This window comes from Rhodopseudomonas sp. (genome assembly GCF_036404135.1).
GTDB lineage: Bacteria > Pseudomonadota > Alphaproteobacteria > Rhizobiales > Xanthobacteraceae > Rhodopseudomonas_A.
This window is the reverse complement of record NZ_DASWPE010000070.1, coordinates 26068-42549: the sequence shown is the minus strand read 5'-3', so window position 1 is coordinate 42549 and position 16482 is coordinate 26068. Positions and strand designations below refer to the sequence as shown.

The 16482-nt window shown below is 64.7% G+C and carries 15 protein-coding genes and 1 tRNA gene; 4 read left to right on the top strand and 12 right to left on the bottom strand.

The window, feature by feature from the left end; translation table 11 throughout:
- Positions 1-87: 87 nt before the first annotated feature.
- The 10 genes from flgK to VGC77_RS07940 form a co-directional block, all read right to left on the bottom strand.
- Entirely contained in the window at positions 88-1872 is a 1785-nt protein-coding gene (gene flgK / locus VGC77_RS07985) for a flagellar hook-associated protein FlgK (RefSeq protein WP_331171038.1), read from the bottom strand.
- 151 nt (positions 1873-2023) lie between these two features.
- The gene (locus VGC77_RS07980) at positions 2024-2479 is read right to left on the bottom strand and encodes a flagellar protein FlgN (RefSeq protein ID WP_331171037.1); all 456 of its coding nucleotides are present in this window, start codon (positions 2477-2479) and stop codon (positions 2024-2026) included.
- Between the two features lies 1 nt (position 2480).
- Positions 2481-2759, bottom strand: coding sequence for a hypothetical protein (locus VGC77_RS07975; protein WP_331171036.1), 279 nt, complete (start codon positions 2757-2759; stop codon positions 2481-2483).
- 8 nt (positions 2760-2767) lie between these two features.
- A complete protein-coding gene (gene flgE / locus VGC77_RS07970) occupies positions 2768-4072 on the bottom strand; it encodes a flagellar hook protein FlgE (RefSeq protein ID WP_331171035.1) in 1305 nt (434 codons plus the stop codon).
- Between the two features lie 19 nt (positions 4073-4091).
- Positions 4092-4754 carry a flagellar hook assembly protein FlgD gene (locus tag VGC77_RS07965; RefSeq protein ID WP_331171034.1) on the bottom strand — a complete coding sequence of 221 codons (663 nt, stop codon included), beginning with the start codon at positions 4752-4754 and terminating at the stop codon, positions 4092-4094.
- A 396-nt stretch (positions 4755-5150) separates the two neighbouring features.
- Positions 5151-5456 carry a hypothetical protein gene (locus VGC77_RS07960; RefSeq protein WP_331171033.1) on the bottom strand — a complete coding sequence of 102 codons (306 nt, stop codon included), beginning with the start codon at positions 5454-5456 and terminating at the stop codon, positions 5151-5153.
- 189 nt (positions 5457-5645) lie between these two features.
- A complete protein-coding gene (locus tag VGC77_RS07955) occupies positions 5646-6050 on the bottom strand; it encodes a flagellar export chaperone FliS (RefSeq protein WP_331171032.1) in 405 nt (134 codons plus the stop codon).
- Complete coding sequence (gene fliD / locus VGC77_RS07950; protein WP_331171031.1) at positions 6050-7765, bottom strand: flagellar filament capping protein FliD; 1716 nt, start codon at positions 7763-7765, stop codon at positions 6050-6052. Before fliD ends, VGC77_RS07955 begins: the two co-directional genes overlap by 1 nt.
- Before the next feature lie 69 nt (positions 7766-7834).
- Entirely contained in the window at positions 7835-8653 is an 819-nt protein-coding gene (locus VGC77_RS07945; RefSeq protein WP_331171030.1) for a flagellin, read from the bottom strand.
- A gap of 143 nt (positions 8654-8796) precedes the next feature.
- On the bottom strand, positions 8797-9477 hold the full coding sequence (locus VGC77_RS07940; RefSeq protein ID WP_331171029.1) for an RNA polymerase sigma factor: 681 nt from the start codon (positions 9475-9477) through the stop codon (positions 8797-8799).
- A 610-nt stretch (positions 9478-10087) separates the two neighbouring features.
- Here VGC77_RS07940 and VGC77_RS07935 point away from each other — a divergent pair.
- Positions 10088-11416, top strand: coding sequence for a hypothetical protein (locus VGC77_RS07935; protein WP_331171028.1), 1329 nt, complete (start codon positions 10088-10090; stop codon positions 11414-11416).
- 181 nt (positions 11417-11597) lie between these two features.
- Entirely contained in the window at positions 11598-13247 is a 1650-nt protein-coding gene (locus VGC77_RS07930) for a hypothetical protein (RefSeq protein ID WP_331171027.1), read from the top strand.
- 271 nt (positions 13248-13518) lie between these two features.
- On the opposite strand, the gene VGC77_RS07925 is transcribed toward VGC77_RS07930, so the two are convergent.
- A tRNA-Arg gene (locus tag VGC77_RS07925) sits at positions 13519-13595 on the bottom strand.
- A gap of 512 nt (positions 13596-14107) precedes the next feature.
- Positions 14108-15580: a HAMP domain-containing sensor histidine kinase gene (locus VGC77_RS07920; protein ID WP_331171039.1), complete on the bottom strand. Its 1473-nt coding sequence runs from the start codon at positions 15578-15580 to the stop codon at positions 14108-14110.
- Positions 15581-15967: 387 nt separating this feature from the next.
- Here VGC77_RS07920 and rpmH point away from each other — a divergent pair, with 387 nt between their 5' ends.
- A complete protein-coding gene (rpmH, locus tag VGC77_RS07915) occupies positions 15968-16102 on the top strand; it encodes a 50S ribosomal protein L34 (RefSeq protein WP_011471298.1) in 135 nt (44 codons plus the stop codon).
- A 22-nt stretch (positions 16103-16124) separates the two neighbouring features.
- Positions 16125-16469, top strand: a complete 345-nt coding sequence (gene rnpA / locus VGC77_RS07910) for a ribonuclease P protein component (protein WP_331171026.1) — start codon at positions 16125-16127, stop codon at positions 16467-16469.
- Positions 16470-16482: the final 13 nt, after the last annotated feature.

The window sequence follows — 16482 nt, the reverse complement described above, 5'->3', positions numbered from 1 at the left end:
CCATCGTGCTCTGCGTCCGCAACGCGGCGGCGATCATCTGGTCGCTGATCGAAAAGGTAGCAACGCGCATCGCCATCGTAACCGCTCCTATGACGTCGAGCTCTGCACCGCCGTCAGCAGCGATGCGAACATCTCGTTGATGGCCTGGATCAACTGCGACGCCGCGGCATATTGATTCTGCAGCGTGCTGATCTTCGCGGTCTCCTCATCCAGGTTGACGCCGGACTCTGACGACAGCGCGCTGGCGAAGGTCGACTGCGTGGTTTGCTTGGTGGTATAGGTGTTGGATGCCGCCGAGGCCTTCGAGGCGACGTCGGAGACGATCGCCGCGGCGTACTCGGCGAACGATCCGGTGGTCGAGCCGAGCCCGCCGACCGCGCTGAAGCTGGTCGACCCGGTGAGCGCCGAATACAAATTGTTGACCACCGTGGTCGAGCCGGAACTGAGCACCTGGCTGCCGATGGTGAGCGACGCCGACGAGTCCAGCGTCGCCACCGGCAGCAGGCCGGAATTCGACAACAGGCTGCTGTTGACCGCAAAATCCGATGCTCCGGTTGCCGTCACCACGTCGTTGAGGCCCAGCCAATCCGACAGTCCGACGCCGCTGCTGCCGACCGAGCTGGTCATTTCGTTGATCGCGACGCCATCGCCGCTGCTGGTGCTGGAGATCACCAAGTGACCGTTGCCATCGATCGAGGCCGACACCCCGGAAAGGCCGTTGTCGCCGTTGTTAATGCCATCGATCAGATCCCCGACCGTAGCGTAGTTGGACAGATCAAGATCGGCATACGACGTCAACTTCCCAGTCTGGTCCGTCTCGGCGATCCGCACCGTGCCGGTGGCGTCGAGCAGGGTATCTCTGGTCACCGCGGTGGTGCCGGTCAGGCTGGACGGCGGCGGAAACGCCGTACCTTGGTTGGACACCGCGTTCAGGCTGCTGGCAAGCTGCGTGGCCAATTGGTCGAGTTGATCCTGCGCCGCCGGCAACACCGAATCGCGCAGGCTGATCAGAGCGCCGATGTCGCCGGAACTGATCTGCGCAGTGACGTCGACGCCGTTCACGGTGATGCCACTGAGCCCGCTCGGCGGCGTGGCGCTATAGGAGGAACTTGCCGTGACGCTCGACGCCGCGGTGAAGCTGAGCTTGTGGACGGTGCTGTCAAGCAGCGCCTGCCCGGAACCGGTATAGATCTGCATGTCACCGCTCGACGAGATGAAATAGCTGACGTTCATCTTCGACGAGATGTCCTGCAGCGCGGTGTTGCGCTGGTCCTCGAGGTCCGCGGTCGGCTGGCCGGAGGCCGCCGCCTGCTTGATCTGGGAGTTCAGGCTGGCGATGTTGCTGAGCTGTTGGTTGACGTCGCTCACCGACGAGGCGATGTCCTGATCGGCGTCGCCGCGCAGGCCCTGGATGCCACTGGAGGTCTCACGCAATTGCGACGCCACATCGTCCAGCGCGCTGACCGCGTTGGCCTGCAACGCGGCACTACCCGAGGAGCTCGACAGCGAGGAAATCGCGGTCTCCAGCGCCGCGATGGTATTGGCCAGCGAGGTCCCCGATCCGTCGTTGTCGCTGGTCGAACCGTACAACGCCTGCAACTTGTCAAGATAGCTATTATTGGTATCGGCGGCGCCGAGCGACCAAGTCGCCTGCATCAACGATTTTAGCAACAATTTATCGACGTTGCTGGTGATCCCGGTAATCGTGGTGCCAGCTCCCGCGCCACCGCTGACCAGCGCGACCTGATTGGCGGTCTTGTCGGTGTAGCCGGCGGTGTCGGCGTTGGCGATATTCGCCGAGGCAACGCTGATCTGGACCTGCGTCGTCATCAGGCTACTGACGGCGATGCTCCTGGCAATATCGAGCGACACGATGACCTCACTGCCGGGCAGCTAATGTCCCGAATCCGAAGTTCGCCGTTCGACTGCGCGTCCTTCCGGGAACTTCGGATTCGATCGGACGCGGGGTGGCTCCGGTGTGGTTTTCAGACCTCGTCGCGGACGACGAGTCTGAACGACCGCGCTAGATCCGAATACTGGTTCCGTAGGACGCGGCGCGTCCCTTGACGCGGCCGTTGGCGCTGTAAGGCGAGACATCGGAAATCTGCTCGCGGATCGCGGCCATCACCGCGTCGATGCGGCGCTGGCTGGCCTCGATCGCGGCACGCAGCCGGATCACATTTTCGTCCATGGACAGCCGCAGGCATTCGATCCGGTTCATGAAGCGCTCCTGCAGCGCCTTGTCGGAGCTGTGCAGCCTGATCCGCCGCGTCGACGCCTCCGCCACCCAGACCTCGAACAGCCCGGCCAGCTTGCTCTTGAGTTCGGTGTGGCGCGATTGCGACGCCGGCAGCCCGATCGCCAGTGCGGCGTTCTCTTCGCGCACCACCTCGATCAGCGCCTCGATCAGCGCAACCAGTTCTTCGATCTGTTCTCCGCCGCTGGCTTTCGACGTCTGTCGTGATGGCCTGTCCAGCATCTTAGTTCCCCGTTACCTTGCCATTGGCCCGACCCTGCACCGATCCGCGTCCGAGCGACGCGCATCGCGCATAGGCATTGATGGCGCTGATGTGCGCGCCAGCTGCGTTGATGTCTTCGACCAGCCGGCGGCAGCGCGCGGAAAGCTCGCCCCGCACCGCACGCACCTGGCTTTCCAGCGCCAGAAGCCGGCGGCGGCTGTCGCGCCGGTTGGCGTTGCGCACCGTGGTCGCCAAGCGGCGCAGTTGCAGCAGTGGATCGTCGCCGGTCTGATCGGTCATCGCCGCTCCTATCGCATCGCCGAAATCAGCGTGTCGTACATCTTGTTCACCGCGGTGATCACCTGCGATGCCGCCGAATAGGCCTGTTGCGCCGAGATCATGTTGCTGAACTCCTCGTTGGTATCGGTGGTCGAGGCTTCCAACTCGCCGCCCTTGATGGTGCCGGCACCATTGGCACCGGAGGCCTGCACCACCGCGCCGCCCGACGCCATGGTGGCGGAATACAACCCGTTGCTTTCCGCCTCGAGCTGGTCCGGCGCGGTGAAGGTCGCCACCGGAATTTTGTAGATCGCGATGGTCTGGCCGTTCGAATAGGTGGCGTTAACGTTGCCGTCGCCGCCGACCGCGATGCTGCTGAGCTTGCCGTAAGGCAGACCGTCGGATTGGATGCTGGTCAGATCGATCGCCGGCGTGCTCGCGCCGGAGGAATATTGGGTAACGCCATCGGTGCCGGTGCCGAGATTCAGCGCGATGGTGCTGGTGGTGCTCGTGCCGGTGCCGGCGCCATTAGTCCAATTCACGGAGATCGATGGCGACGCGGGGTCGGTCGATTTCAGCGAGCCGTCCGTATTGAATGTGAGAACGACCGATTCCGTCGCCGTCGTGCCGGTGGTCTTGGTCGAATCCGACGACAGCGTCGGATTACCAAAGGAGGCACTCCAGGTGTTGGTGCCGGTCTTTTGCCACGTCACTTGGATCGAGTTCGCGGCGCCTTGCGAATCGTAAACCGACATGGAACTAGTGAATGTGTCGGTGGCAGCGTTGGGGGTGGCGTCGTTCGTGGAGGTGGCGTCGGCCGGCAGATTGAGCGCGAAGGTGGTCTCGGTCGAAGCACTGCCGCTGGTCGCCGCCACGCTGGTATCGATCGGCACCATGTTGTCGGCGCTGGCGCTTCCGATCACGTTGCCCTCGGCGTCGGTGCGCCAGCCGAGCAGATAAGCGCCGCCGCTGGAGACCAGATAGCCGGCGTCGTCCTTGGTGAACGAGCCGGCCCGGGAGTACAGCGTCTGTCCACCTGTCAGCGCCGTGGTCACCGGGAAGAACCCGTTGCCGGAGATTCCGATATCGGTCGAACTGGTCGTGGTGGTGAGCAGACCCTGGTCGGAGATATTAGACTTCGACAACGTAGTGACGCCGCCCGACGAATACGACGTCGCACTGGTCGAACCTGTCACCAGGTCCTGGAACGATGCCGTCGTGGTCTTGTAGCCCACGGTCTGCGAATTGGCGATGTTGTCGGAGATCATCGCCATGGCTTGACTCTGTGCGCTCAATGCCGAGATCGCCGAGGATAATGCGCCCGAAAGGCTCATGGCTTGACTCCGTACTGTTTCAATTAGTGACGCGGATGATGCTGCTGGTCGCGACCGCGGTTTCGCCGAGATCGAGCATTGTGGTGCCGCTCGAACTATCGACGCCGGTGACCGTGCCGGTGACGGTGGTGTAGCCGTAGACCGAGTTGCCGCTGGAATCCGTGGCGTTGACCGAGAGCGAGTAGCTGCCGCCGTCGCTGAGCTGCGTTCCGTCGGTGGTCTTGCCGTCCCAGGCGAAGCTGTTGCTGCCTGCCGCGGTGGTTCCACTGCCGGTCCACACCGTGTTTCCCGAGGAGTCGGCGACGGTCAGCGTGACCTTGGAGGCGGCCGAGTTGAGCGAATAGCCGAAATTGATGTTGCCGTTTTCCAGCGTCGCTGAGTCGGCCTTGGCGGTGACGGTGTGGCCGATGTAATTCGATGAATTCAAAGTCAGCAGGCTGTTGAACGACGTCGCCAATGACGTCAGGTTAGTATTCAGAGTCTGCTGCTGATCGAAATTGGCATACGACGTCAACTGGGTCATGAAGTCGGTGGTGCTGGTCGGGTCCAGTGGATTCTGGTTCTGCAACTCGGTGACCAGCAGCGTCAGAAAATCGCCCGATGTCAGCGAGGCGGTAGTGCTCGGCAACGATGTGGTCGCCGTGGTGGTGTTGGTCGTTGCGGTGGTTGCGTCTACGCTCATGGCGGGCTCCAGCCGCGTCCGGGCGCGCGAGCGCCGGAAGGCCTTTTCCGTTTGCTGTAGTGACGTGATTGCCGTTCTGTATTGAAACGGACGGCGCCGCGGATTCAGGCAGAGTTTTTCTGCGCCGCGCGCCGATCGCAGATTCGGCGCGGCGATGCGCCGCCGCGCGCCTTGCGGCCTCGCGCTGGCAAGGCAACCGACGGAACCGGACTACTTATTTGGTCGCGGAATTTTTTGCCGGGCTGTCATGATGACGCGCGGCGAATACGCCTTGGGGGCTTGGATGCTGCGCAACGCGTGCTGCCGCTACGCGCGACGTCGTCGCGCGCAGTTCACATCAGATTCGGAAGAAGAGGAAATGCGGTTCGCAGAACTTCGGCGGCATCGCGCGGCTTTTTAGCGGCGCGAGGCCGGCGAACTCAGCAGCGGCTCGCGCGCGGCAGCCGGCTGCGTGGGCGTTGCATCGGCTACCGCCGGCGCGGGCTGGATCGCCCGCATGATCCGATCGGTCAGCGCCGCGCTGGCGCGGACCGGGGGCGCAGCCAAAGCGCGGCGCAGCAGCCGCGCCTCCTCGAGCATCGCCCTCGCCTCGTCGGAGTCGCGCAGCAGCGCCTCCGCGGTCTGTCGCTGCGGCATCGGCCAGCCGGAGAGATCATCCCCGAGCCGGTCGAGCAGATCCTGGAAATCCGCCACATTGATCATGCGAAACTCGGCCCAAGTGTGCTAGAGTCCTGAAGTCACTCGTATATTTACGAGGTACCGACTCGGAAAGACTAGCACGCCGTGGCGAGCCCGGAAACGGCTTTTCACATTTTGCAACAAATGGAAACGTGCCCCGGCCCGGGGCCGAACGGCTCCGGGCGCGCGGAGAGCGGACGATCGAGGCGCCGGTTACGCCCGCTCCGCTGGCCGGACCGCGGTCGCGGCGACGAAGCTCCAGGCGTCGCGCAATTCGGTAAGGCTGGCGATGATCCGGGCGAAGCGCGCCGCGGCGTCGGGGCGGCCGTAGGAGCGCAGGCAGGCCATGATCAGCGCATTGTAGGTGCGGTGCAGCCGTTCCGCGACCGCGCCGCCGCGGTCGTAGTCGAGATGATGGCTGAGCCCGCGCAGAATTGCGGTCGCCCGGATCATCGCGGCGTGGCTGTCCTCGAAGCGGCGCTCCTCGGCGGCATGCAGCGACCTGCGCAACAACATGATCGCGCCATCGTACAGCATCACCACTGCCTGCAACGGCGGCACCGCGATGGCGGCGCTGCGGTAGGCTTGCGCCGCGTGCTGGTTACTCGAATGATACATCAGGAATCACTGCTGGATTTCAAGAGGGCGGTCAGGTAGTCCAGCATCGAATTCGCCGATTCGATTGCTGACTGATAGTTGGCGTATTCCACTTTCAGATTGGCTTCGTAGGTTGCCGCCGCCGACGTAATGGTGTCGGCGCGCTGCTGCATGGTGTCGTCCTGGGTCTGCAGATTGGTAATCAGAACCTGCAGCGAGCCGGTGCTGGTGTTGGAGATCGTCTTGGCGAGCGAATAGATCTGCGCCGCGATTCCAGAGGTCGAGGTCACGCTGATCGATTGCGACGTCGAGCCGCGATAATTGAAGGCCAGGCCGGCATAGATCGATCCGGCCGCGCCGATGATCGTATCGCCGCTGACCGTGAACAGCGAGCTGTCGCCGCCGACCGACGCCGAGGTCAGCGCGCCGCTGGCATCGACCGTCAGATCGAGCGTGAACGACGCCGGCGGCGAACTGCCGGTGTTGATCACCGAAAGGTTGCTCGACGAGGTCGTCACACTGGTCGCCATCAGCGCGACCGCGCCGTCGAGATTGGTGGTCAGGGTGTCGGCCAGCGTACTGGAATCGAACTCCAGATCGTTGGTCTCGTCGAACGACAGGCCAAGATCGGCGAGCGACAGCCCGCCGATCGAGGTGTTCAACGCGGCCATCACCTGCGACATGACATCGCGCATCGTCGAATCGCCGAACAGCACTTCGCTGGAATCCGCGGTGCCGTCAGATCCGACGCTTTGCTGGCTGTAGACGTAGTCGCGGAACGCGTTGTAGGCGGTGACCAGACTCTGCACGTCGGTTGCGATCGTGTCGGTATCGGTGCCGATGCTGACATTGATCGCGGTTCCGGTGGGAGTGGTCTGCAGCAGGTTGAACGTCACACCTGTCAGTACGTCGGTGATGTCGTTGCTGTCGCGAGTGAGTTCGACATGGTCCAAGGTGAAGACTGCAGCCTGCGCGGTCTGCAGGACGTCGGCGAAGCCGCCATCGCTGTCGGTGACGCCAAGCTTGTTCATGACGTCGGTGCCGCTGACGCTGCTGGTCTTGATCTCTGCGTTATCGACGGTGGCAGTCAACACCATCTCGTATTTGGAGCTGGAGACCTGAATGATCGAGGCCTGGACGTCGGTGGTCGAGGTTTGTGCATTGATCGCAGAGACGATGTCGTCCATCGACATGTCGCTGGTCACCGCGATGTCGGCGCTGGTGCCGCCCGCCACGCCGATGGAAAATGTGCCGTCGTAACCGAGTTCGGAGGTCCGGTCGGCCACCGCCGTGCCGACCACGCTCTGCGCGGTGGCGAGCTGGCTGATGGTCAGGGTGTGGTCGCCTGTTGCGGCGCCGTCGCTGATCGACATCGACAGCGCCGAGCTGGCGCTGAGATCGCCGGTCGCGGTGATGGTGGCCGACCGGGTGGCGAAGGCACTGCCGGACAGCGAGTTGATCACCGAGTTGCTGAGCGATTTTGTACTGGTTGCCAGCGTGCTCAGCAGCGACTGAAGATTCTGGTAGGCCGCGATCTTGGCCTTGTTGGCGGTGATCTTGGTGGTGATATTGGTGGCTTGCGCGGTCTTGGCGGCAACCTGCGCCTCGATCAACGCATCCCAATCGACGCTGGTGGAGTTGGTGGTGCCTGTCGTGGTGACGTTCGCCGAGGAGCTGCTGCTGGCCGTACCGCTGGTTGTTGCCGTGCTGCTGGTGCTGCTGCTGACCGACGTCATGGGATGCTCCGTTCACGGAGCGGTGGACCCGCGCCAACGCCGGCCCACCGCTGATCTAGGCGCCGCGCTCTAGCCGAGCAGCTTCAGCAGATATTGCGGCATCTGGTTGGCCGCGGATTCCGCGGACACTGCCGCCTGCACCTTGACCTCGGAGGCCGACAGTTTCGCCTGCTCGGAGGCGATGTCGACGTCGGTGATCGCCGAGTTGGCGGCTTGCAGGTTTTCCGTCTGAGTCGAGATCGAGTCGGCGCTGAAGTTGAACCGCGATTCCAGCGCGCCGATATCGGCGCGAGCGCCGGAGACGGTGTCGATCGCGGAGTCGATGGTGGTCAGCATCGCCGTTGCGGCAGTCTGACTGCCGATCGTCGACGACGCCGAGAAGCCGAGGGTGCTCGAGGTCAGATTGGCCAGCGACATGGTGATGGTGTCGGTCTTATCGGTCCCGACCATGATCGCCGTGCTGGTGAAGTCGCCGTTCAACAGGCTGGTGCTGCTGTAGCGGGTACCGCTGGAGATGCTGTCGATTTCCGACACCAACTGGGTGAATTCCGAGTTGATATAGGTGCGGCTGTCGTCGGTCACGGTGCCGGACGACGACTGCGTCGCCAGCGATTTCATGCGCGCCAGGATGTCGCTGATGTTGGAGGCGCCGCCGTCGGCAGTCTGCAGGATCGAGCTCGCCTGCGAGGCGTTGGTCGCGGCTTGCTGCAAGGTAGTGATGTCGGAGGAAATGCGCGTCGAGATCGCGAGCCCGGCGGCGTCATCGGAAGCCTTGTTGATCTTCGATCCGCTGGACAACTTCGCCAACGAACTCGATTCCTGCGCCGAGTTGACATTCAGATAGCGGACCGCGGTGTTCGCAGCGGTGTTGGTGGAAATGACGGGCATATGCTTGCTCCTTCGGATGATGCGGCGACGTCGGCCGCTGGGGGCGTGAATCCCGGACGCAGGCCAGCCCCCGTCCGCTGCGTAGAACGGATCGGCCGGTAGAAATCAGGCGGGCTATTACAAGCGGCGCGGCGACGTGGTTATCAATCGGTAAACACGTGGCGGATGTCCCGTTCGTGGCGACGCAGCAGGTCGCGCAGTTGCTGGCGGCCGCGCTTCAATAGCGACTCCACCGCCGCCACCGTGGTTTCCATCACCTCGGCGATCTCGCCGTTGCTCATGTTCTCGTGGTACGAAAAGATCACCGCGATGCGCTGCTGCTCCGGCAGCCGCCGCATCGCGTCCTCCAGCAAATGCGTAACCTCGTCACGCTGCATGGTGCTGACGACGTCGGGCCGGGCGTCGACCGGCTCCGGCACCGCGTCGACATTGTCGGTGCGCGGCTGGCGGTGCAGGTCGATGCAACGGTTGGTGACCACGCGATACAGCCAGGTCGAAAACTTGGCGCGGCCGTGCTGCCACTGGCCGCGATGCGTCCACACCTTGAGCATGGTGTCCTGCACCACGTCTTCGGCGTCGGCGCGATTGCCGACGATGCGAAGCGCGATGCCGAAGGCGCGATCGATGTGGCGCTCGACCAACAGCCGAAACGCGGCCTCGTCGTTCTCGGCGAGCCGGTTGAGAAGCTGTTCGTCCTCGTCCAACGGCGGCGGCGGCGCGTCCTGATCGCACGGCGCCGTCGGCGCGGACGAAACCGAATTCGACTTCGCAATCACCGCCGGTGCAACTTCAACCGGAGCCCAGACATCGAGCGCGAACGCCATCACCATCTCCCGACCCGCTACGCCGACGAACCCTGGGTTCGCGCGGCTTCGAAGTGTTGAACGCGCGGCCAGAAAAATCCGGGCGGAGATTTTTCGATTATTTTACAGTGACTTACGGGCAAAAACTGCCTGGTTTGCGGCAAATTTTGCCGACCTGCGGCGGGCATTTTCCGACCCCATTCCGGCATCGCAACGCCGCCGGTCGCGGCGCGCGACCCGCCGATCCAGCGCCGGCAAATGTCCGATAAAGCCTGGTCGGCGCGGCCGTTGCGCAACATCACACACCCCCACCGCATTGCATGGACGATCACCGCCGCAGCGTGATCATTCCGCATTTCACTCGGCAAAATTTTCCGAATCACCCTGCGATGCTAGCGCTTTTTGTGCTTGCTGAGACCACGAGCCCGCGGCGATGGCGGCGAGAAACCGCTGCTACGCGCGAATAACCGCCGGCTGCCCTGCGCTGAGCGATGGCTCAGCAATGAACAGACACGATCCGAACTACACGGACGATAATTGTTATATTTGGAAACGTTCCGGCGGTGGATTGCGTCCGCCTGAATTCGGTTCGGCGACCGTATCAGTGATGTTCAGCCCGATAGGTCCCCGAATGAACGTCGTCGACGAGTTCAAGATTGCGCCTCGGTTCGCGTCGCTGGCGCTCGGCGCCGCGCAACGCCGCCGCGTCGCGCAGCTGTGCGAGCAGCATAGCGCAGCGGTGCTATGGGACGGCCGCAGCGCGGTGCCGCCGGGCAGTTCGGTGATCGTGCTCGATCCCGCGAGCCCGGCGCGGATGCAGACGCTGGTCGGCTCGCTCGATCCGCAGGCTGTCGTCATCCTGCCGTTTGGCGAGCACCCGGCGTTCGACGCGCTGAAATCCAGACTCGCGATCCATGGATCGATCGGCGCGGAGGGCGCCGCGGCGCCGCATCATCTGTGGTGGGGTGGTGTCGAGCCGGTGTCGGTTCGCACCGGAATGTACAGCAAGACCGGAACGTTGTTTCTGTCCTCGTACCGCTCCGGCAGCATCCCCGAGACACGACTGCAGCGATTTCGCAGCTTCATCGATCTCAACGGCCTCGACGGCGTCGTCGAGCGATTGCCGAGCCAGCCGTTGTCGCGCGGCACGCAGAAGATCGATTTCATCCTGCGGCAATTGGCGAGGGCCGATCGGCCGGTGTTCTGGGTCGATCCCGCCGCCGAAATCCGCCGTCACCCGGTGTTGCCGCAATCCCTGGGCTGCGACTTCGCCGTGCACCGAAGGCGGAGCGGCGAAATCGATCCCGCGGCGATGTTCTTTGCGCCGACCGAGCCGGCGCGCGCGCTGCTGCAGGCCTGGCGCGACCTCAGCCTTGGCTATCCCGATCTGCCGGAGCACTTCCTGCTCGACCAGGCCTGGATCCTGACCGCCGCGCAGCGCCAGATCGAGACCGCCTGGCTGCCGGAGGATTACTGTCAAACCGATCCGGCGCTGCGCGACGGCGCCACCATCGCGATCGACCGGCACAACCCGGCGCGCGACCTCGACCAGCTGCCGACCAGCCATCTGCTCAGTGCCCGCCGCTTCGCCCGCCAGCAGGCGCCGGAGCCGCACGTCATCATGAAGGGCATCGACGGCGCGCGCGGCGCGATCACCGTGGTGGTGCGCGACGTGCTGGGGCGCGACGCGGCGCAGGTCAGCGGCGCGGTGGAAGCTATCGCCGAGGCCTTCGCGGCCGACTGCGGCGGCTTCTCCAAGCTGGAATTGGTGCTTTGCGGCTGGGGCGACGATGTCGAGGCGGTGATGCAGATCGAGGACAATGGCTGGGTCCTGGTCACCGACCCGGCGGAGCGGCTTCGCCCCGACGGCTTCAGGGCGCCCGATATCAACCGGCTGGCGATGCGCGCGTCGCATGCCGGGCAGCCGCGCTGGGACGCGCCGGCTATCGCGCCGCTCTAAGCTGCGCGCGTGAGCCGCGGCCGCAGCCTGCCGCCGGGCACGCCGCCGCGGCCTTAGCCAAGCTGGCGGAATTCCAACCTGCGGTTTAGTCGATCTTTACACTCTCCTGCCAATAGCTAGGGCGCGCCGGAGGCTTGTCGCGCCGGACGCGCGATGGCGTCGGCAATCGAGGTGGGGATCGATGAGCGATCAGGCGGCGGCATCACGGCTCTCATTTGTGGTGCAGCCCAATTCGCCGTCCAGCCGCTCTCTCGACGCGTTATTAAGGTGCTACGCTGGACGGATCTGGATCGGCGCCGCGGTGGCGCTGGCGATCGCGTTGGCGGTGCCGTTCTTTCTGGTCGACGTTCCGCCAGTGCTCGACTACCCGAACCATCTGGCCCGCTATTTCATCCTGGCGCATCCCGACGACGCCACGCTGTCGCGGATGTTCGAACCGCGTTGGGAGATCCTGCCCAACCTCGGCATGGACGTCATCGGCGTCGGCCTGTTGAAACTGCTGCCGGTGCATGTCGGCGGCCGGCTATGCTTGGCGCTCAGCCTGTACGCGCCGGTGATCGGCGCCATCATCTACAGCCGGGTGGTGTTCGGCCGCTTCACCCTGTGGTCGTTGGCCTCCGGGCTGATCGCCTATAATGGCGTGTTCTTCCTCGGCTTCATGAATTTCCTGCTGTCGCTCGGGCTGGCGCTGGCTGGTGCCGCCGGCTGGATCGCGCTGCGACGGCGCGGCGGCTGGCTGCTGAACGCCGTGCTCGGTGCTGCGTCGGTCAGCGTGACCTTCTTCTGCCATCTGTTCGGCGTCATGCTGTTTGCGTTGCTGATCGGCTCCAACGAAGCCGCCCGGCTGTGGGAGGCGGGACGACCGCGCTGGGCCGACCTGCTGCGCTCGGCACTGCTGCTCGGCGTGGCGCTGAGCCCGGCGGCGGCGCTCTATCTCGCCTCGCCGCTCGCCGACGGGCCGGCTTACATCGGCACTTGGCAGGGCATGCCCAAGCTCTGGGCCTCGCTGACGCCGTTCATGACCTACAGCAAGAACCTGACCCTGCTGACCGGCGTCGTGGTGTATTGCTTCGTGGTGCTGAACCGCCGCAACATCAGCGTGGCGCCGGCAGCCCGGCTGGCCTTCGTGGTGCTGGCGCTGGTGTTCGTGCTGCAGCCGGCCGAGATCAAGGGCGGCTCGTTCCTCGACGTCCGTATCGCGCTGATGATCGGACTGCTGGCGTTCGCCGCGGTGCTGCCGCAGCTTCAGCCGCGCTGCGCCTTGCTAGCCGGCGCGATCCTCGGCGCGCTGATCATGCTGCGCAGCGGTTCCGTCGGCGCGGCATGGATCGCGCACCGCATCGACATTGCCGATCTGCGAACGGCAATCGCCGCGGTCGAACCCGGCGCCCGCGTGCTGGTGGTGCGCGGCCACGCGCAATACATGACCGCGAACGCCGCGCGCCCCGGCCAGGCGCTGCCCGGCATCTACCGGCTCGACGGCCACCTCGGCTCGCTGCTGACCATCGAGCGCGGCGCGTTCCTGCCGTTGCTGTTTGCTTCGCCGAGCCAGCAGCCGCTGGCGGTCAAGCCGCCCTATCTGCAGATCGCGCAGCCGCTGGCCGAGCCGGTGGAATGGTCGGTGCTTGGCCAGGAGACGTTTTCACGGCTGACATTGGCCTATGCCAGCTATCTGCGCGACTGGCGCCTCAACTACGACTATGTCCTGCTGATCGATCCGTTGCCGGGACGCCCCATGGTGCGCGACCTGGAGGTCGTCGCCGGTCGCGGCTCGGCGCTGCTGTATCGCATCAACAAATCCGGAACTGCCGCGACGGCCGCGCCGCAGTGACGTTGCGTTATAGCGTCTTCGAGCGAGTTATAGCGTTTTCGAGCGAAGTGGATCCCGGCTCGCGTGAAGAATACGCATCAAGACAAGAATCTAGAGCTTCGGTTCTGGTTCGATCAGAACCGGAACAGCTCTCGGTCACAGGCTCGCCGCGGGCCGCATCAGCCGCGACGCAATAACCCGCGGCCAGCGTCAGTAAAATCCGCCGCGTTGCGGGTCGGCGCGCATCGGGTGATCCGCGGTGTTGGCGTTGGCGTCGGCGGCAAAATGCAAATGGCGCGCCCGAAGAGATTCGAACTCCTGACCCCTAGATTCGTAGTCTAGTGCTCTATCCAGCTGAGCTACGGGCGCCCTGTCGCGGATCGTGCGGCGTGGCGCCGCAGACCGCTTGGCCTCCGCAGCGTCTGGCGTTGCGAAAGCGCGCCATAGCTACCGGCTCCGGATCGGCTTGGCAAGCTCTGACCGCCAGATCGGGCGGTTCGACGCGCGGCGGCCCATGACGGGCCGTTCGCCCCCGAAAATCGTCCGATTCGGCCAGAAAAGCCGGGGTTTCACGGCAATTTTCGCGGTCGATCCGGCGACAACGCGCCGCCCGAGGGCGGCAGAGCCGACCCGTTTGAAAAGAATTATGACGAGAATTTTCGGATGTCGTGGCCTCGACCGCCCGCATTGCCGCGGCGCAGGACGACGTTCCCCGAATCCTCCTATGCTCCCGAGTCTTGATCGAGCGTGATCCGGCGCCCGCATTGCCGCGGCGCAGGACGACGTTCCCCGAATCCTCCTATGCTCCCGAGTCTTGATCGAGCGTGATCCGGTCCGAAAACCCGGTATCCACTTTTCGGATCATGCAGCGGGATCGCGCGTTACGCCCTGGCGCGTTCGCCGCGGATGGTCAGCAATTCTACCGGGCGGTCGGGAATGGTGATTCGGAACGTGGCGCCGATGGTGCCCTCGACCAGATGAATGTCGCCGCCATGGGCGCGGACCAGTTCGGCGGCAATGGCAAGCCCCAGCCCGGTGCCGCCGGCCCGCACCGAGCCCTGAAACGCCTCGAACAGATGCGCGCGGGCCTTTTGCGGCACGCCGGGGCCGGTGTCGGAGACTTCGACGATCGCCACCGCGCCCTCGCGGCGGCCGGTGATGCGGATCTGCTGGATGCCGGCGTCGCTCGGCGGATGCCCCTCCAGCGCCTGCGCGGCGTTGCGCACCAGGTTGAGCAGCACCCGGAATAGCTGGTCGGGATCGGCATCTATGCTGAGGCCGCGCTCGATCGAGCTGACCCAGGTGATCGAGGCGTCGGAGGCCAGTCCCGCGGTTTCGCGCACCTCGTTGACCACCGGCTCGATCAGCAGCATGCGGCGATCCGGCGCGGCCTCCTGGGCGCGGCCGTAGGACAAGGTCGACTGGCAGAACGCGATGGCGCGCTCCAGCGAGCGCATCAGCTTCGGCGCGAAACGCTGCACCCGCGGGTCCGGCACGCTGGCGAGCTGGTCCGACAGCAATTGCGACGACGCCAAAAGATTGCGCAGATCGTGGTTGATCTTCGACACCGCGAGCCCCAGCGCGGCGAGCCGGCTCTTCTGATGCAGCATCGACACCAGGTCGCGCTGCATGTCGGAGAGTTCGCGTTCGGCGACGCCGATCTCGTCGGTGCGCTGGCTCGGCACGATGATGTTGGCCGCACTCTCCGGATTCTGGTGGAAGCCGACCAGATTGGCGGTGAGCCGGCGCATCGGCTGTACGAACAGGAAATGTAGCGCCAGATAGACCAGCGCCGCGGTCAGGATGGCGATGGTCAGCGACACCAGCAACAGATTGCTGGAGAACCGATACATCGCCTGGCGCAGCGGCAGTTCGTCGACCACCACTTCGAGAAACTGGCCGCCGCCGGGCGCCGGGCCGATCACCCGGATCGCCTGATTGCCGCTTTCGAACATCACCTCGAAGGAATCGACGATCGCCTCCCAGGGCGTGACGCTGCGCATGTCGACGTCGTGGTCGATCTGCGGCGGCAATTCGCCGCTGGCCAGCAGCCGGCGCTGCTGCCCCATCTTGATCGCCACCGCGCGCGCGCCGATGCTGTCGAGAATATCCCGCGCCAGGCTCTCCGGCACCATGCCGGAGGGCGAGGCATCGAGCACCAGCGCCGCGGTATTGGCCGCCGCCAGCCGGTCGTTGAGCCGGTTCAGCCGGAAATTGGCGATCGCCGGCACGTAGATCAGCACCTCGGCGATCAGCACCAGCGGGATGGTCAGCAGCAACAGCTTGCCGGACAGCCCCAGCCATCGCCGGCGCCGCCATACTCGGACCTCGTCCTGCTCCGTCGCCGGTTCCAGTTGGCTGCCTTCCTGAAACTTTTATTCGCAACAAGATGCGCCCGGCATCACCGCCGGTCAAATTACCGTTCGATCATGTGGCGCGCGGCTTAACGGCGCCTTGAGGCCGCGCGGCCTGCAAGGCCGCAGCGCGGCGATCACGCCGCCGGCACTCTATATGTTGCGCGCGGCATGCGAAAACAGACCCGCGTCAGGTGAATGCCGCCTTGAGAGACGGCGTGATTGACGAAAACAGGACGCTCCCGTATAAGCCGCGCCAACTGTCCGCGATGGCCCGGCTTGACCGGGGCGGTTCAATTTTGGGCCGGAAACGGGCCATGTTTGGGCCAGCATCTTTGGACTTCATCACATTCCTCGGCTAATTGCCCGGTCAGCGGAGAACGACCCGTGAAGCGGACTTATCAACCCAGCAAATTGGTGCGCAAGCGCCGTCACGGCTTTCGCGCCCGCCTGGCAACCGTCGGTGGTCGCAAGGTCCTCGCAGCGCGCCGCGCCCGCGGTCGCAAGCGTCTGAGCGCCTGACGGGCGTCATCGAGATCTCATCATGGATCGGTTAAGGCAGCGGGCGGACTTCATCGCCGTTGCCAATGCGGCACGGATGAGCAGACCTGCCTTCGTGCTGCAGGGCCGAGATCGCGACGATGACGGCCCGATCCGGGTCGGCTTTACCGTGACCAAGAAGATCGGCACCGCCACCGAGCGCAACCGAATCCGCCGCCGGCTCCGCGAAGTTGTCAAACGCGTGGACGGCGGAGCTATGCGACCGCACAGCGACTATGTGCTAATCGGCCGCCGCGCCGCGCTCGATCGCGGCTTTTCCGTCATGATCGATGATCTCCACATCGCGCTCGAGCGAATCGGGCGGGGTCGCCACTCCCGAACTGAATGATGAGACCTGACCG